The 17369-nt window shown below is 45.2% G+C and carries 17 protein-coding genes; 14 read left to right on the forward strand and 3 right to left on the reverse strand.

Annotated features, from left to right (window positions below; translation table 11 throughout):
- Nucleotides 1-327 precede the first annotated feature (327 nt).
- Together B3K42_RS03960 and B3K42_RS03965 are read right to left on the reverse strand one after the other, a co-directional pair.
- Nucleotides 328-1167 (reverse strand): nucleotidyl transferase AbiEii/AbiGii toxin family protein, encoded by an 840-nt coding sequence (locus B3K42_RS03960; RefSeq protein WP_181419055.1) that lies wholly within the window; start codon nucleotides 1165-1167, stop codon nucleotides 328-330.
- Complete coding sequence (locus B3K42_RS03965) at nucleotides 1164-1757, reverse strand: type IV toxin-antitoxin system AbiEi family antitoxin domain-containing protein (protein ID WP_110990355.1); 594 nt, start codon at nucleotides 1755-1757, stop codon at nucleotides 1164-1166. The genes B3K42_RS03960 and B3K42_RS03965 overlap by 4 nt, the downstream gene beginning before the upstream one ends.
- A gap of 714 nt (nucleotides 1758-2471) precedes the next feature.
- Between B3K42_RS03965 and B3K42_RS03970 the strand changes: the two genes are divergently transcribed.
- The 3 genes from B3K42_RS03970 (at nucleotide 2472) to B3K42_RS03980 (ending at nucleotide 3903) form a co-directional block, all read left to right on the forward strand.
- The gene (locus B3K42_RS03970) at nucleotides 2472-2858 is read left to right on the forward strand and encodes a transposase (RefSeq protein WP_110990356.1); all 387 of its coding nucleotides are present in this window, start codon (nucleotides 2472-2474) and stop codon (nucleotides 2856-2858) included.
- 313 nt (nucleotides 2859-3171) lie between these two features.
- Nucleotides 3172-3549 (forward strand): nucleotidyl transferase AbiEii/AbiGii toxin family protein, encoded by a 378-nt coding sequence (locus tag B3K42_RS03975; RefSeq protein WP_258367237.1) that lies wholly within the window; start codon nucleotides 3172-3174, stop codon nucleotides 3547-3549.
- A 78-nt stretch (nucleotides 3550-3627) separates the two neighbouring features.
- Nucleotides 3628-3903 carry a hypothetical protein gene (locus B3K42_RS03980; protein ID WP_258367238.1) on the forward strand — a complete coding sequence of 92 codons (276 nt, stop codon included), beginning with the start codon at nucleotides 3628-3630 and terminating at the stop codon, nucleotides 3901-3903.
- A gap of 237 nt (nucleotides 3904-4140) precedes the next feature.
- Here the strand turns inward: B3K42_RS03980 and B3K42_RS03985 are convergent, their stop codons facing one another.
- Nucleotides 4141-4977, reverse strand: a complete 837-nt coding sequence (locus B3K42_RS03985) for a serine O-acetyltransferase (RefSeq protein WP_110990358.1) — start codon at nucleotides 4975-4977, stop codon at nucleotides 4141-4143.
- Nucleotides 4978-6152: 1175 nt separating this feature from the next.
- Here B3K42_RS03985 and B3K42_RS03990 point away from each other — a divergent pair.
- The 11 genes from B3K42_RS03990 (at nucleotide 6153) to B3K42_RS04040 (ending at nucleotide 17345) form a co-directional block, all read left to right on the forward strand.
- Nucleotides 6153-6974, forward strand: a complete 822-nt coding sequence (locus B3K42_RS03990) for a hypothetical protein (protein ID WP_110990339.1) — start codon at nucleotides 6153-6155, stop codon at nucleotides 6972-6974.
- A gap of 81 nt (nucleotides 6975-7055) precedes the next feature.
- Complete coding sequence (locus B3K42_RS03995) at nucleotides 7056-8195, forward strand: ROK family transcriptional regulator (RefSeq protein ID WP_181419052.1); 1140 nt, start codon at nucleotides 7056-7058, stop codon at nucleotides 8193-8195.
- 12 nt (nucleotides 8196-8207) lie between these two features.
- A complete protein-coding gene (locus B3K42_RS04000) occupies nucleotides 8208-9452 on the forward strand; it encodes an extracellular solute-binding protein (protein WP_110990337.1) in 1245 nt (414 codons plus the stop codon).
- Nucleotides 9453-9497: 45 nt separating this feature from the next.
- A complete protein-coding gene (locus B3K42_RS04005) occupies nucleotides 9498-10748 on the forward strand; it encodes a carbohydrate ABC transporter permease (RefSeq protein WP_110990336.1) in 1251 nt (416 codons plus the stop codon).
- A gap of 2 nt (nucleotides 10749-10750) precedes the next feature.
- A complete protein-coding gene (locus B3K42_RS04010) occupies nucleotides 10751-11587 on the forward strand; it encodes a carbohydrate ABC transporter permease (RefSeq protein WP_110990335.1) in 837 nt (278 codons plus the stop codon).
- Between the two features lie 14 nt (nucleotides 11588-11601).
- Nucleotides 11602-12702, forward strand: coding sequence for an alkaline phosphatase (locus B3K42_RS04015; RefSeq protein ID WP_110990334.1), 1101 nt, complete (start codon nucleotides 11602-11604; stop codon nucleotides 12700-12702).
- Nucleotides 12690-13457, forward strand: coding sequence for an endonuclease/exonuclease/phosphatase family protein (locus B3K42_RS04020; protein ID WP_110990333.1), 768 nt, complete (start codon nucleotides 12690-12692; stop codon nucleotides 13455-13457). Before B3K42_RS04015 ends, B3K42_RS04020 begins: the two co-directional genes overlap by 13 nt.
- A complete protein-coding gene (locus tag B3K42_RS04025) occupies nucleotides 13454-14563 on the forward strand; it encodes an alkaline phosphatase family protein (protein ID WP_110990332.1) in 1110 nt (369 codons plus the stop codon). Before B3K42_RS04020 ends, B3K42_RS04025 begins: the two co-directional genes overlap by 4 nt.
- Nucleotides 14564-14573: 10 nt before the next feature.
- Nucleotides 14574-15338, forward strand: a complete 765-nt coding sequence (locus B3K42_RS04030; protein WP_110990331.1) for a PHP domain-containing protein — start codon at nucleotides 14574-14576, stop codon at nucleotides 15336-15338.
- Between the two features lie 21 nt (nucleotides 15339-15359).
- Nucleotides 15360-16367 (forward strand): Gfo/Idh/MocA family protein, encoded by a 1008-nt coding sequence (locus tag B3K42_RS04035; RefSeq protein WP_292597013.1) that lies wholly within the window; start codon nucleotides 15360-15362, stop codon nucleotides 16365-16367.
- Nucleotides 16368-17345 (forward strand): Gfo/Idh/MocA family protein, encoded by a 978-nt coding sequence (locus B3K42_RS04040; protein WP_110990329.1) that lies wholly within the window; start codon nucleotides 16368-16370, stop codon nucleotides 17343-17345.
- Nucleotides 17346-17369: the final 24 nt, after the last annotated feature.

Below are 17369 nucleotides of genomic sequence, written 5' to 3' on the forward strand. Positions count from 1 at the left end.
TTCGATTAAGCATGGCTAGAAGTTTACTTCTTCGCCTTCTTGGCACACTGGAACGAAGAACAGGTTATTCCTCTTGGACAAACAACGAAGGACGCGTCTTCTCAGCGCAGACGGGTTTTCAAGTGCGAGATCCCGTGCAGAAGCTTCACGGGATGACAAAGTGAGTGGATTTAGGGGAAGGCGGCACCAGTCTGTCCACCGTATTTGCCGTGTTGGATCCTCATTTTCAGTTGCCGAAAATACCTAACTAGAGACTCTTATTTATTGGAAAGAGTAAGAATCTTACTTGAATTAGATGAAATAAGCATAGTTCGAGCAGATTTGTATTCATTCAAGAATGTCGTCCAGTATTCCTCTTATTGTGTGACAGATGTGATTGAACCCGATATCCCTGGCATAATCGAACTGATTCTGATAGTCCTTCCAGGACTCATTCATTGCATTGCTGGTCTGGACAGTTTCCATTATTTCATCATAGCGCTTGATTATGTGTGTAGTTCCTCTGCTTTGGCAGGTATTTAACAAAGCTTCCTTCAAAGTACGCGGATCTATGTTTTGCCATTGCAGCTTGCGAATTATATAGATGTCGTAGAAATCCCTGGGACGAGTATTCTGATTTCCTCTTGTTATCGTTGTTTCTAGTTTCTCGGCCATTATCGTCTCCAGGTTATATGCAAGTATTCTGATGCTCCGGGAACCGAAAAGCAGTTTAAATTCATAGTCGATTTCTTTTGGCGTTATTATGTCTCCTGTGGTTATATCCACTTTAAGAGGCACTTTTATCGGAGGGTACGTTGCTTCCAGTGCTACGCGGTATCCATGATAATCCGAATTCTCACGTATCTCTTCAATTCTTCTGAGTAAGAAAACAACATCATCATTTATTTCTATCGTGCAAACCTCGTTCAGCATGTTTGATATACTTTCAGCATTCACCTTTAGCCCTTTGATAGTCGCGTCCATATCCATCGTTGTTCTTGTATCTAGGCCTACTATTGATGCGATAAGAAATCCACCTTTTAAGATGAATTTCGATTTGTAGCGTGATGATGAAATTCTTTCCAGCAAACGCTCTAGCATATAGTTCTGAAGGACAATCTGGGCAGATATGTTCTTGCTTCTTGCCATGTTCTTAATGATCGCTTTCAGTTGCATCGAATTCTTCAAAGTAACACCTCAAAATAGGCTCGGAGCTTCTTTTCTACCCTCATTAGTTTTGCATATTTTGAAATCAAGGGAATATCTCTATTGGGCAGTTTTGCATATCTCTTGAATGCTTCGCTGATGATCTGGATATCTGTATGACTTCGCCCTTTCAGAGTGTCACACAGCGTTCTCTCTGCGTTGTACACCCTAACATCGTTACCATTAGGAGTTTTCTTCGTGATTACACCAAGTTCGTACAACCCGTCTTTCACACGATAGTATTCAACATTTTCTTTGTTCAGATTTGAGGTATTATAGCCTAACGGAAATGTCATCGAATATTTGATCGGAGTTTGATCTGTCAAATCAAGCAAGAATAGAGCTGTTCCATGAGAGAATATACCCCTCCTGTAACGGCTTTGGAGATTGAACATCTCATCGTCAAGAATTGTTGGAATGATATAAACGCCGCGTTCTGATCTTTCAAGAAGACCTCTTTCTACCATGATTCTCAAATTCTGACGATTAATCCCCGCATTTGTGACTTGCCTCGATGTGACTATTCCGTTGTTTTTACGTGCGATGTCTAGAATCTTTTCTACATAGGACATATATCGCCTCTTGCAAAAAAATGAAATATCATTCGTGCATACAATTGTATCGCTTGTATGCACGAATGTCAATCCTCTCAAAATCTGGACTCCGGCTTTTTTACTTCGACCAAGGATCTTTGCGCACAAACTCATTATTACCGACCAGTGAAGTGGTTCTCAGCACACTCAGAGGCAGTATGCAGTCAACGGATTTCCGTTCTCCGAGAAGAGTCATCAGGCGTCTTTCGTCGCAGATCAAGAATCTATCCTTCGAAGTACGGTTCATTGTTCAGACGCTATGCGTCCAGGGTGCTTTGTAAAGATCGAAGATCATGGTTCTGGTGCTTCGCACCTATATTCTTCCTTCCAACACTCGAAATCTTCTACGGGACTCCATTATTTACATTCCGTTAACATACTGGTTGCCCCAGGATCATCAGCGAAAGTGAGACGGCTTCATTCTAATGCTGGGCAAGAACGGCTCAGGCTGCAATACCCCCTGCTTAGCGGGTGAAGCGTATGCTAGTCGCCCTCTTTTCGCTCACTTCTTACAATCAATGAAGGAGTATCGAGATGCTGAACGGAGTTCAGATGATAACCTCATCCACTGGGGGGGACAGACAATGGAAAACCTGTCTGTCCCCACATTTTGAAGTGCTCTCGTATTCACCCCCCAGGGGAATTGGACAAGTAGGTGGCGAATAGTAGACTAAGAAGAAGGGGTGAATATGGATGAAGCATCCGAAGGGAAAGTATTATGATCCTGAGTTCAAACTTAGATTGGCTAAGGAGTTTGTGGAGACAGACAGGACACTTGAAGAGATTGCACAAGAGAACGGAATCGATTCTAAGTTATTGAGTAAATGGACTGTGAAATACAGAAAGGAAGGAGAAGCTGCGTTCTTTAAAGGATTGCAATCTGGAAGTTTCATTAGAGATCCAAATAAGATTCCACCTGTTCTATATAAGGAACTGGGACTTGACAAGATAAGAGAGAATCCAAGCGAACTCAAGGGTTCTTTCACAGAGAAAGAGAAGCTATTGCTAGAAATAGCCGAATACAAATTGCAGGTGAAGATACTGAAAGAAGCGTTAAAAAAAAAGAGAGAAGCCGAATAACTGACAGATTCCTGGCTGACGATTATATAGGACAGGGCTTTGCAGTTAAGTTTGTACTACTCGTCCTTTCTTTTCCAAAGAGCAGCTATTACTACAATAGGAAAGTGAGGATTATCCTGGTCGGTAAACCACCTAATAGAACTCGCGGTTTCTGTAATAAGAGAGACGGAACAATAGAAGATGTTGTCAATCTTCTTTCTGAATATGATTCGGCTGAGATTGCGGGGGTAGTTAAAAGCAGCAGGATAATCGGAAGGACGACCGCGAATTCTTGGAGCCTTATTCTGAATATTCCTAGATCGGAGATAACTAGATGCTTAGAAGGAGCAGACCATCATCACAGGCACTGAATCTTCTAAATATTCTTGAAAGTAAAGTCCCCGATTTTTATCTTGCGGGGGGAACTGCTTTAGCGATGTACTATGAACACCGTGTGAGTTTCGATCTGGATTTCTTTACAGCTAGGTCTTATTGGCCAGAAGTGCTGCTCGAACATTCGAAGCAGTTTGGTGTTTCGGTGGAGAATGTGAGGCTTCAGACAGGGACGCTCGAAGTAGAGATTGAGGGCGTACGTGCGTGCTTTTTCGAATATCATTACGCGTTAGTTGAACCCTTCAATAAGTATAGATCGCTAGATGTAGCTTCGATAATGTATATCGCCGCTATGAAGCTTAGCGCTGTCGCCCGATGAGCAGAGAAGAAGGATTATTTCGATCTCGCTGAAATCCTCAAGAGAGAGGCTTCGGAAAGAGTTCTTCAAGCGTTTGTCATGAAGTATGGTAGAGAAGTTGATTTGTACCACATAATAAGGGCTTTAACCTTTTTCAATGATGTGGAGAACTCGCCCGATCCATTAGAAGCAGCCTTGACCTGGAAAGAAGTGAAAGAATGCCTGGAAGCGAAAAGCAAAGAGCTGTTTGAATCAGCAAAGATCTGGCTGGACCCGATCATGATTAAGAATGTGTCTAAGAATAGACTCTCTGTCTACATTCTGCAATTTGTTCTTAGTACCGCAGAAGACATTTTTATTCTTCGTCAAGAATGAGTCAGATGCAAGTTCCCCGTGGTCAGTTGCAGGACGTTTGCAAAGGACGTTGAAGGCTGAAAACCTTTATCCATAATCGGTCAGCTTTCTCCGAGAAAAGCCCTTCGAGAAGATCAAAATCAGATCCCTAAATAGACTTGTGAAGACAAAGCAAGCCGTTTCGAAGAACCGCTCATATGTGAAAGGAAACTGAGCAAACTCGCATTTGTTTTTTCAAGCGCTGAAATCATGTTTCTTCTAAGTGTCAGGGTTGTTGTAGATCTTTTCTCCCGGCTTCAGCGAATGAACTAGCCAGACGTTTCCTCCTATGATACAGTTATCGCCCACTACGGTGTTTCCGCCAAGCACAGTAGCTCCTGCGTAGATAACGACATGATTACCGATGTCTGGATGACGCTTGATTCCCTTTATTGGATTGCCATTCTCGTCTAGCTCGAAGCTTTTCGCACCAAGCGTTACACCTTGATATATCTTTACATGGTGACCTATAGTGCAGGTTTCTCCTATTACGACACCGGTGCCGTGGTCAATGAAGAAATAACTCCCGATTTCTGCACCCGGATGAATGTCTATTCCAGTCTTCTGATGAGCATACTCCGTCATTATTCTGGGAATCAGCGGAACCTCCAGCTTGTAAAGAATGTGGGCGAGCCTATAAGTGCTTATCGCCTCGTAGGCTGGATAAGCAATCATGATTTCTTCTTCTGATTTGGCCGCTGGATCTCCTTCATATGCGGCCCGCACGTCTTTGACTAGAGCCACCGCGACCGAGGGTAGTTGACCCAGGAATTCTTTTACAACGTCCTCTGCGCCTTCCTTTCCCAATTCAGGCCGTATCTCCCTAATCATTTCCCTAAGAATATTCAAAGCCTCAGAGAGGAGTGCGGCACCGTCAACGGTTCGGGCATGTGAAAGCTGTGGACAAAAGGTTTTGCGAATGAGATGAATAAGTTCTATCGTCTTCAGTTTGATATGCCCAAGTGAGTAGGACTTAGAGGAACAATGAGTCTTGGCGATTTGTTCGTATGCTTTTGAGACTCGTTCTGAAATTTCACTTCTAAAACTATCATTCATATACATACTTCTCTCCCAAAAAAGAATTTTCTTGATTTCTTTCAGTATAGACGAGAAAGTATTGGTTTTCTTTGCGGTAAGGTATGTATGAGTTTTATAGCGTCGCAATAAGTGGCTGAGACAAAGGCTATAGCTCTTTGGAGACTCGGTTCTTCACTTCGTGAGAAGGCGTGGTCAACTTCGTCGGGAAGTGGTGCTGGCGCTTTCGCACCAGGAACACAGCGAAGAGCCGCTTACCGATCTTCTTTATCTGTGATCCCATGATCCCATTCAGGATCATATTCTTCTTGTAGGGGCGAACGGCTGTTCGCCCGAAGAGAGGGAAGCCCTCCCTCAGGCGCGAAGCAGAAGGCAAAAAGGAGCCAGTCTGCTGACGCAGGCGAGTCACCTTCGGTGGCCAGACTTTGCTTCGCAAAGGCCAGTTCCGGCTACACCGGGCTAAAAGAGCCGCTGGGATAAGAAACGTTGGTCGCCGCAAAGAAACGTCCTTGGTCCTTCGTCCAAGACCGTGGACCCGTCCTTCGAAAGATCCGAAGCGGAAGCGAGGCTGCTTCGCAGCAAGCCTCTCAGGTCAACCGTCAACAGTTCTCCGTCCTCCGAGAAAGCGTATGAGCCGGGTCTAGGGTTGTGGGGTCTAGGGTTGTGGGGTCTAGGGTTGTGGTCTAGGGTCTGGCAAGAGCCTTAGGAACTGTTCTTGGAAAGAGCAATTCTTCGTTCCGACACTTTGTGTCAAAGTTCTTCGTTAAGGACCACGAGATAAGGAAACAGGGCGAGACGGTGCTCTCGTCTTCTCGTGAGCGCAGCGAACTCTCGTAAATGCTCTTTCTCGGCTGTCAAAGCGTGCAGCGGATCTTTCAGGCCTGAAAGAGGAGGTATTAATTCTTCCTGCAGCGAGCCAAAATGTGCCTTTCTGAACTATCAGCAATATTAAGTTTCAGGGTGGAACAAAATATAGTCGCTTCTTTACTGCAAAACAGTGGCTTATTCATGGATATTTGGACTTCCGGTTTATTCCCTAAGGCTTACTCGTTTGCTATAGGTTTGGTTTTTCTTTTTTTGTTATATACAGTGGAGTTGTACTAGTTTCATAGTGAAACAAAATACTTCTACTCACTTTTTTGATGAAGCCTACAGATTTTCGACTGAATAATACGAGTTATAGGGAGGTGCTTTCAATGGCAAGAACTATGTTAGTTTTGCTGGCTGTCTTATTGGTTTTCACACCGGCTTTTGCTTTGATCGAAGCAGAACCGCTGTCGATTAACACTTCTGGTGTAGACAGAATGCCGTGGGTCTTTGAAGACACTATCTATTTTGTTACCCAGAGCTACAACATCTATCAAGCAACCTGGAATGATGGAGAGTGCGGTGAACCTGAACCGGTGAAAGGAGCGATAAATTCTTCTCAGAATGAGATCAGCCCTTGTGTAATCAGAAACAACGACGGCGAACTCGTTATGTATTTCGGTCGATATACTGGTTCAGGCAGGGACTACGACTTCTTTAGATCGGTATTCGACGAAGAAAAAGGTGAATGGGCAGAACCTGAAGTTGTCTTAGAACTGAGCACTGAGACCCAAGACTGGAAGATATGGGTTAACAGCGATGAAACCAAGGCTTACGTTACCACAAAAGGTGGCTTCGGAGGAGTAGATCCTGTTGGTGGAAGAGATATCTGGGTTTCCGAGAAGCTGAACGGTAAATGGTCGACTCCAGCAAATGTAAAAGAAGTCAACTCAGCAGGTAATGAATGGTCAGTGTTCGTCGATTCTGATGGAAAGATCTGGTTTGATTCATCGAGGGATGATTCCATAGGGGGTTACGATATCTATTTCTATGACCCCTCTACAGGAGAAATCGGTCATCCCGAGATGATGATTAACTCCTTCTACGATGAAAGAAGTCTGTGGACAGATGGCAAAATTATCGTATTCTCCACTGTTGACAGACCTAATGGTATGGGCAGTTACGACATTTTCATGGCTGAAATGGAGTAGAACCTTTCTCTTCTTTGTTGAGCCTGTTCATTGTCCTGGATAGTGGGCGGGCTCTCATTAGGATTTCGAGAGGTGATGGCTTTGCGTTGTTTATCCAAGGCAGAAAAGGAAGTCTTCTTCGAACTCTGGCGAAATAAAAATGGGTTGTCAAGAAAATCTATAGCCAAGGCCACGAATCTGAGCAAAGCCACTGTTTCCAGACTCACTCAACAGCTTATCGAAAAGGGCTTTGTTCTGGACAGCACGCCCGTGCCCTCTGCGCACAAAGGAAGACCGTATTCGGTGCTCAATGTGAACAACGGAGAGCTGCTTGTCGGCGGAGTTCACATTCATTCTAAGACGATGAACATTGTTTTGGGCGACCTGTCAGGCAGAGTCAAACATGTACGATCTCTGGATCATTCGAGAAGTGACGTTCTGGATAGGCTGTACGAAATACCGAAGATCATACGGAATGGTTTTGACGAAAATATCTCCTCAGTCCTTGTTTTCAGCATTGTGACACCGGGAATAGTGGACGAATCGACAGGGACTGTTGTTAAGAGCTTCTACACGCAGAGCGAAACGGTCAATCTTAAGAAGCTCGGCGACGAATGGGACACAACAATCGAAACAGAGAATGACGCTAACGCTTTGCTGGTTTCAGAAATGCTTCTAGGCTCTATTCCGTTAAGAGACGCTTTGTACATAGATAGAGAGTTTGGAGCTTCTCTCGTGCTTGATGGAAGGATTTTCAGAGGGCCGCATGGAGGTGCCGGAGAATTTGGTCACCTTCAGGTTGATCCTTCCGGTCCTGAATGTTGGTGCGGCAAGAGGGGCTGTGTGGCTGCCTTTTTCGATCCCAAAAACCTGCACGACACGTTTTCCGGATTGGTACCGAACAGCAGTTTGAAATTGAACGATCCTTCCTTTCTGAAGTTCCTGAATGAACTGTACTCAAGAAACGACACAGAAGATTATGTGAGAGCTTTTCAACAACTACTGGATAAACTTGCAGCAGCTATTGCAAATGTCGTCGACTTGCTAGGGCTGGACACTATAGTACTTAACAGCCGCAACCCTTTCTTTTCTGACAAAGCAGTTGATTATCTTAGAGACAAGGTATCTTATATGTCACTGGGCCATACTGAGCTCAAAATGATTATTCTTAAGGTTACAGAACAAAAGCTTTTGAGAACACCCCTTGCAGTTTCAATAGGGAGAATACTGGGAATCTTTTAGGAGGTGCGTTTTATGAGCAAGAGAGTTATTATATTGTTTATTGCATCATTGCTGTTGATTACTTCTGTAATGGCGAAAACAACTATCGTCCACTGGATGCACCACTCGCCAAGCAGAGCAATGATTATCATGGAAATGGCTTCTCAATTTATGAATGAAAACCCGGATGTAGAAATCAAGGTTCAGACAATACCGTATTCAGAGTACAAGACTAAGCTCCTGGCTGCGCTTGCTGCAGGAAGCGGGCCAGATGTTGCACAGATTCCGGCCACGGCCATGGAGGAATTCTTCGGTTATGGTCTGATTCAACCGATAACGCCCAGCGTTGCAACAGCTGAAGAGATGAGAGAGACATGCATAGAAGCAGCAATAGATAAGCTCATCATTGACGGTCAGCTGTACGGTTTTCCGACCGACGTTCAGACAATTGTTCTCTTCTACAATCCATATCTCTTCGAACAGGCGGGCCTTGACCCCTACAGCGCTCCTCAAAACTGGACCGAACTCCTTGAGTACGCGAAGAAGCTGACAGTTTGGGAAGGGAACAAAATGGTTCAGTCCGGACTCGGAATTGAAGGCTACGAACCGGTTATTGAGAGTTTCATGAGACAGGCGGGCGCAACGTTCTGGGCAAGCGATGAAGAAACTAGAGTAGTGTATGAAGACGCTCAGCTTGAAGGCTTGACATTCCTGACTGATGCGGTGCTAGAACACAAAGTATACGTACCGGAATTCGGTTCAAGGTGGACGGGATTCAGGCAGATAAAGGAAGCTATGGTATTCGGACATGGAGCAATGGTTGGTTCTTTCCAGGTCGGCGGGCATCCTGATCTTGTATTTAGAACTGCCATCCCTCCTGCACATCCCGAGACGGGTAATCGAAGCTCGGTCCTGACAAGCTGGGCTCTCGTTCTCATGAGCGATTGCAGAACCCCCGAAATTGCTTCGGAATGGCTAGCGTTTATTAGCTCGCCCGAAGCCCAGAAACTGTGGTTCAAGGACACAGGAGAACTCCCTTCTTATTATAGCGTGATCAATGATCCTGAGTTTTCAGATGATCCTTTGTTGAGCCCGATTCTAGATTCACTGAACTATGCCGTACCAACCTTTTCAGCAGGTTGGGGAAATCCGGCCGCTCTTCTCAGGGAGACGGCGTACAACAACGTAATCAACAAGGGCGCAGATCCTGAAGAAGCGCTCAAGAAGGCAATAGACGAAATCAACCAGTATCTAGAAGAGACTTTTGGAATATTCTGATCCTAGACCAGGGGCTGGCGGCAGGCCCGATGCGGAGGTCTTTCAATGTTCGAGCTATCCAAGAATGTGTTGAACAAAATCTTAATAGTTGCAGGCCTGTTCCTGATAATTATCTCTTTCTTCCTGCCCTACGCATCGGGAGAAGTTCAATTCAGTGTTTCTGACTTCTCTTTTTGGGGAACTATTAACCTTTTGCCCGTCTATATTGTTCTGATCTGCCTTTTTGCTCTGTTCTTTGCGACAAAGAAGATCTCATTTCTACTGGGAACAGCTGTTTCTTTATTAGTACTGAACATCACTGTCATTTTCATGAGAGCCGAATGGCAGGAGGTTTTGAGATCCAAGTTCTTTCTCGATTTTCTGGGCGTTGCCGGTTACGGATGGTGGATTTCTTTGATCGGCAGCGCTGTACTTCTCGTTGCCGTCGTAAGACTAATTCCGGACAAGAAGAGAGCTCCGTATCTGTTCATTCTGCCATCTATATTTGGAGTCTTCTTTCTCACCTTCTTCCCGGCAATGTTCGCTTTTTTCATCTCGTTTCACAGATGGAATATCCTCTTGCCAAACAAACCATTTGTGGGTCTCGCGAATTTCAGGAAAGCCTTTACCGACGAGTATTTTCTGAGATCACTCTGGATAAGTTTCAAGTATGCTCTTGGCGTGATACCGACAAAAATCGTGATTTCCTTTTTCTTTGCTCTTCTCATTTACTCTATCCCGAGATTCAAGAGCGTATTCAGGGTGATATACTTCCTTCCCTCCGTGACTTCTGTCGTTGCTATAAGCGTCATCTGGAGCTGGATATACCATCCGTACTATGGAGTTGCGAACTATCTCATAAGCCTTTTTGGAGCAGAGCCGATAAACTGGCTGGGCGATCCGGAAATAGCCATCTGGTCCGTGGTTCTCGTTTCAGTTTGGAGATCCGTCGGATACAACATAATAATCTTCCTGGCCGGGCTGAACAACATACCGAGGATTATTCTGGAAGCCTCGGACATCGACGGAGCAACGCGCTGGCAGAAGGTGAAGAACATCATAATTCCGCTAATGAAGCCTTCACTGGTTTTTGTGTTCATAACTTCAACGATCGGCGCGATTCAGGTCTTCACAGAGATATACATGATGACAGGAGGAAATGCCGATACGAAAACGGCCGTCTTCTACATCTGGCAGACTGGGTTCAATAAGTTGCAGATGGGGTACTCGAGTTCAATGTCGATCGTTCTATTTGCAATAATCTTGGTGATTACTCTTATTCAGATGAGGGTCACAAAGATTTTCAAGGAGGAGTGACCTTGAGATCTAAGAGGAAGACCAACATCATTGTCTATTCTATTTCATATACGCTGTTGATAGCTTTTTCCATCATTATGATCATGCCCTTTGTATGGATGATCCTCTCTACATTCAAAGACCAGAGTGAGCTTATGAGATTTCCCCCCAAGTTCCTGCCTGACAAGTTCACCTTAAATAACTATGTCGAGGTATTCAGTTCAGTTCCCTTCTTAAGGTATTATCTGAACAGTATTCTTATAAGTACCGTAGCGGTCACTCTCACATTGCTAACTTCCAGTCTTGCCGGTTTCGCCTTTGCGAAGTACAAGTTCAGAGGCAGAAATACAATCTTTAAGACTCTGCTCGGCGCTATGATGATTCCTTTTCCTGTTACCATAATCCCGCTGTATATAATGATCTACAATTTAGGTCTTGTGGACACCTATTTAGCTCTGATTGTCACGGGTTCGGTAAGCATATTCGGCATATTCCTAATGAGACAATTCATTGTTACTATCCCAGACGACTTGATAGATGCAGCCAGGATTGACGGCTGTTCGGAGTTCCAGATCTACAGAATCATTGTGATTCCAAACATCAGGGCGCCGCTCTCTGCTCTGGCGATCTTTTCCTTCATGTCGACCTGGAACGCTTTCCTGTGGCCTCTTCTGGTTGTGAACAATGATGAGCACAGGACAGTTCAGCTCGGAGTACAGTATTTCACCCAGCGTTATGGGGATTTGATGCATCTTCAGATTACGGCAGCCGCAATGGCCGTTATACCGATAGTGGTGTTGTATCTCTTGTTGCAGAAGCAATTCATTGAGGGCATTACGATGACCGGTTTGAAGGGCTAGTAAGGGGTGATTAAATGAAAAAGCTTCTGACATCTTTTATCTTGATCCTATTCTTATCTTCCGTTTTTCTCTCAATGGAAAGCAGTGAACCTGAGAATATTGTGATCTTGATTTGTGATGGGATGGGTTTTAACCATCTATATATATCGGAACTCGTAACGGGAGAAGTCATGGGAAGCCACAGTCCAATCGTAAGTATCGGTAGAAACGAGGCTCTAGATAATCTTGTCACCGATTCCGCAGCAGCCGCAACCGCAATCTTTTCCGGTGTCAAAACAATTACTGGATATCTTGGAGTGAATGCGTTGGGTGAAGAAGTGAATACTCTTGCGGATATTCTGAAAGAGCAGGGTTGGTGGCTCGGTCTGATAACGAACACGCGTTACTACGACGCCACTCCGGCAGCCCTTTACGCTCACGCCCATAGAAGGGAAACGGAAGTTATCACGGACTTTCTCATGGAGAGCCCTCTCGATTTGTTCTACGCCGGTGGTCTTGAGCAGCTGGGAATCAATCCCTTCACTCAGAAGCCGACTCCGAGAAGCAGAATACACGAACTGATAGCCAGCGGCTACAGGGTCCTCGGGTTGAATTTCAAAGAGATCGGATCTCCGGAATTAGAAGACCTGAAAGGGACCGTTGCATTTGTAACCATGGGAGACAAGAACTTTGAGAACGAATTGCTTCCCGGTGAACCCACTCTTCTCGAAATGGTTGAAAGAGCCTTCGAAGTGTTTTTGGATGAAGAGAGAAGCAAGTTTCTGGTAATTGAAGCCGGCAGAATAGACGATGCTTCACATGTCAACGATTCAGAGGGTGTGCTGGCTGAACTGAGTGCTTTCAGAGACGTGCTATCTTATTTGCTTTCGCAGTTGTCTTTGGACAGAGATCTCCTGATTGTACTTTCAGACCACGAGACCGGAGGAGTCGCGATACCTTATGGCAAACCAGATGGTGACTTCACTTTGAGCTGGTCTAGTAACGACCACACGGCCACCTATGTTCCGATAATTGCCTACGGCAAAGGATCGGAAATCTTCCAAGGTTTCTACCATTTGAAGGAGATTCCTAGAAAGATATTCGAACTGTTGGATGTGAGCATATGCGTAGAATAGTATTTTTCTTTTTGTTTCCAATATTGCTTGGAGGGACTCTAATGGGAACATCTTTGACCGTAATGACATACAACATAAGACATGGATTGGGAATCGATGATATTCTCGATTTCTCAAGAGTTGTCGAGACTATAAGGGGTGTAGATCCGGATATTCTTATCCTCAATGAAGTAGATCAGGAAAACTCCAGAAGCGGAGGACTGAGACAGGCAGAGATTGTTGCCAATGAACTCAACATGAGTTACTTCTTCAGTCTTGCAGAGGGCAAGAGCAACTACGGGAACGCTGTTCTCAGTAAACTCCCGATAAAGGCCGAATTTGGTTTCGTGCTTCCAAGACCTGAATGGATGCTTGCAGTTGATAGAGGATGTGCCGCAATAGTCACTGAGGTTGACGGCCGGGATATCCTGGTGATGGGGACACATCTCGGTCTTGGTGGAATCATGGAAGTCCAGACAGAGCTCAGGAAGATCCTTGAGGTGTATCTTGAGTACGAAGAGATTCCGGCAATTATTGGCGGAGATCTTAACGCCGAATGGTATGATCTCCAGTATGGCGTTCCTGAGTTTTTTGATCACTTCAGATCGGTGAACCATGAGCTCGACAAGAGCCTTCACACAATCCCAGCAGATAGACCGGGCAAGCAGATTGATTATATCTTCGTGAATCACTATTTCGATATCATCGACGCATTTACCGTCGATTCGTACGCGTCAGATCATCTACCTGTCGTTTCGAGGCTGGTCCTGAAATGAAGAATATACCTCTTCTTTTCGTTACTATCGATTCGCTTGGACCGGAGGTTTTGAAGAAGGCCAGGACTCCTTTCCTGGATAGTATTGCCGAGACTGGTTCAACGGTTAAGGATATGAGATCGTGCTTTCCTACGCTGACAACACCCATGATGAGCACCATATTGACGGGCGTGTATCCGGAGAAACATGGAATATTCTCTAATTCCGTCCTGAACAGAGAGGAGATGAAAGTTGAGGGTAAACTCCGGGATCTCAGAAGACCGCCAGTGACAGATTGTCTGTCCGAGAACAACTACAGTATTCTCTCCATACAGCATTTCATGCTTCAGGGAAGAAAAGGAGTAAAACATGTTCAGGTTGACGGAAATAGAAGCAGTGCTATCCGGAAGGCGCTACTGAAAGAGTTAGAGAAGAAGAAGTTTGACGCTATCTTCTGTCTTTACCAGTCTCTAGATAGTGTAGGGCATAAGTACGGGCCACTGCACTCTAAGACGATAAGAGAACTGGAAGAGATAGACGGCGAGTTGAAGCTTGTGTCCGATTTTCTCGAAGAAACCGTCGGAGGCTTCGTCATTGTCATCAGCTCTGATCATTCAATGTCATTGGCCGACAGTCCCACGGATTTCGATCTAGCTGAGGTAATAAAGAGCATCGGTCTCAAAGCCGAACTGGGCAAGGAGGGAAAGAGTATTTCAGAAGAGACTGACATTCTGATGCTCAAGTACCCCACCGTAAACATCTACACTCTTACAGAAGAAGCAAGAGAAAAGAAAACTCTTCTGGTGGACACTCTAAGAAAGATCAGCGTAATAGACAGAATCTATACAGAAGAAGAAATGGAGAAGCTGCATAACCGGGAGTACGCCGATATCGCCTTCTGCTTGAAAAGAGGTTATTCAAACTCATTGAAGTCGAAAATACTCGGATCGTTTTTTGGATATCACGGAACCTATCATGAGGAGCCTTCCGTGTTTATGTTTAGAGATATTCACAAGACAAAGAATTGTATAGAGAAAGGTACGCTAGTCGATATTGCGCCAACAACTCTCGATTTACTGGACATAAAGTCATCTGTCGATTTCGATGGAATATCACTGAAGAAATGAGGTTTGAGAATTGATTCTGACAAAACTTGATTATCATCTGCACACAAGCTATTCAGATGGAGAGATGAGTTTCCCCCAGCTTCTTGAAGCTTTGGAAGGCAATGTGAATGTATGTGGCGTGACCGATCACTTTGAGCTAAGCCATCCATGCAGCATAGAGTTCACAAAAGACTATCTTGAGGCCTTCGGGGCTTTCAAAGAGAAGGCCCTAAGACTCGGCATTTCCGCTCATCTCGGCGTGGAGACCGGACTCGCAAAGAGCGGCATACTGTTACCCTATATGATGAGTGAAATTGAGTACGTCATTGCGAGCCTTCATAGAGTTCCTTTAGAGGGAGCAAGCAGTGAAGAATACTGGGAAGCTTACAAAAGCATTATTTCTGAAAATGCGCGAAGAGGAGGCTTTCAGATTCTGGGACACGTTGAGGGTTATCTCCCGCTCCTACCTCTTCTTGATCACGATCCGGGATTCGACAAAAAAAGGGAGATTGAGCGGCAGATCATTCATAAGCACTTCACGCCTGACTGGTACTCACGTCTGGCAAAGGATCTAGAGGCAAATGATATTGCACTTGAAATACATGAGCCATCAAAAACACCACGATTGGAAGTTCTGGATATTATGAAACGCTCCGGAGTTGCTTTCTCTTACGGAACCGATTCCCACATACCTGAGCAAGTGTCGAAGAGAAGTTATCTGAAAAGAGTCATCCAGGAACTCGATCTGAAGGAAAGTGATTTTCTCGATATCGAGACGATTAAATCGAAAACATAGAGGATTTTGGGAGGAACAATGATGACAAACGTAGGCATTATCGGTTGTGGAATGATGAGAAGAGTCCATTCCATTGCATATAGCGGTCTGGAAAACGTCAATGTGAAAGCCGTAGCGAGTCTCTCAAGAGAACAGACACTTGAATGTGCAAGAGTCACCTCTTCAAGAATATCTACAGTAGATGAGATACTCAACGATGAAGAAATAGAGATAGTCAGCATCTGTACACCCACGGATACTCACAGGGACCTTGTCGTGGAAGCGGCAAGAAACAAGAAACACGTCTTCTGCGAGAAACCAATAGCCCGCACTCTCGAAGACGCTCAAGAAATGGTTGAGGTCTGCAGGGAGAACGGCGTTTCACTGGGTGTTGATCATGTGGTGAGATTCTTTGACGCATACTCTCGGGCAAAGAGTCTTATGGAACAGGGCACAATCGGAAAGGTAGTAATGGCAAGGCTGTATCGTGGTGGCGTCTTTCCACGGCATGGATGGAACAATTGGTTTGATGAACTGGGTAGAAGCGGAGGAGTCCTTCTCGATCTCTCCATTCACGATTTCGATTTCTTGAGAACGCTTTTGGGAGAAGTAGAGTCCATAACCGCAAGAAGCGTGAAAAACACTCCTTCCCATCCAGGCAGAAACAGAGATCACGCCATAGCTGTTCTAAGATTTGCAAACGGTTCGCTGGCTCATGTTGAGGGCAGCTGGGCGGAACCGGACACGGCACCTTCGAAATTCACAACCTCTTTTGAGTTTGTGGGTAGAGAAGGAATGATAACCTACGACAGCGACGAGGATTCCACTATGAGAGTACAAACAGCCTCCAAGGATTTCCCGTCTTTCTCAAAGAGCACCCCAGCCAGTGACCCCTATGGATTACACATACGCAAGTTCATAGAAGCGATAAAAGAAGGAAGAAAGGTTCCCGTCGATGGTAATGAGGCTATCGAAGCGCTAAAAATCTCCCTTGCAGCCAACCAATCTGCGGAAAGCGGAAGATCTGTGAAGCTTCTGGAGGTGGTGTAGGTGTTCAGGATAGGATTTCTCGGAATAGCCCACACGCATGGATACAGTTATATAAGACAAATTCAGTCTTTCTCAGGCATGAGCGTAACAGGTATATTCGATCATGATGCAGGCAGAATAAAAAAGGCCTCAGAACTCTTCGGAATAAAAGCCTTCGAAGATCCGCTAGAGCTAATCGAGAACTCGGATGCGATTGTAGTTACTTCCGAAAACTCTTTACACAGGCGCTATGCGGAGCTTGCCATGAACAAAGGCAGACACGTTCTGTGCGAAAAACCCATCGCCACAACCGAAGAAGACGCAAGATCGATGCTGCAGACGGCCAGAGAAAACAATGTTGTTCTTCAGATGGCCTTTCCCGTAAGGTACGCCCCTTCAATTCAACAGGCAAAAAAGGAAATAGAGACGGGCAAGCTTGGGAGAATCCTCTCGGTTTCGGCGACAAATCATGGAAGAATGCCAGGCGGATGGTTTGTAGATGAGAAGCTTTCCGGTGGCGGGGCAGTTATGGATCACACAGTTCACGTTGTGGACACAATTCGCTGGCTTCTAGATGTTGAGATTGTCGAGGTATCGGCTGAATATGGAAGACTCATCTACGACATCCCTGTTGAGGACTGTGGCCTTCTCCTGCTAAGTCTTTCCGACGATTCCTTCATGAGTCTCGACTGCAGCTGGTCAAGACCGGAAGCCTATCCTTACTGGGGAGATGTAACTCTCAATCTTGTCGGAACAAAGGGTACGCTCAGGGTAAGCGCCTTTGATGCGAAGCTGAAAGTCTTCTCAAACAAGAGAGGCGTCTTCTGGCAGAATTTCGGAGAGAGTTTTGACAGAGCACTGGTGAAGGAATTCGCCGATTCTGTAATAGAGAAGAGAAAGCCTTTGACCTCAGGAGAAGATGGTCTTGAAGCTCTAAGAGTTGCTCTAGCAGCATACGAGAGCGGAAAGATACATGGACCGGTTCAACTGAATCATTAGCAGCTCGCCGTTTTGAAAGACAAT

It is taken from the genome of Mesotoga sp. UBA6090, assembly GCF_002435945.1.
GTDB lineage: Bacteria > Thermotogota > Thermotogae > Petrotogales > Kosmotogaceae > Mesotoga.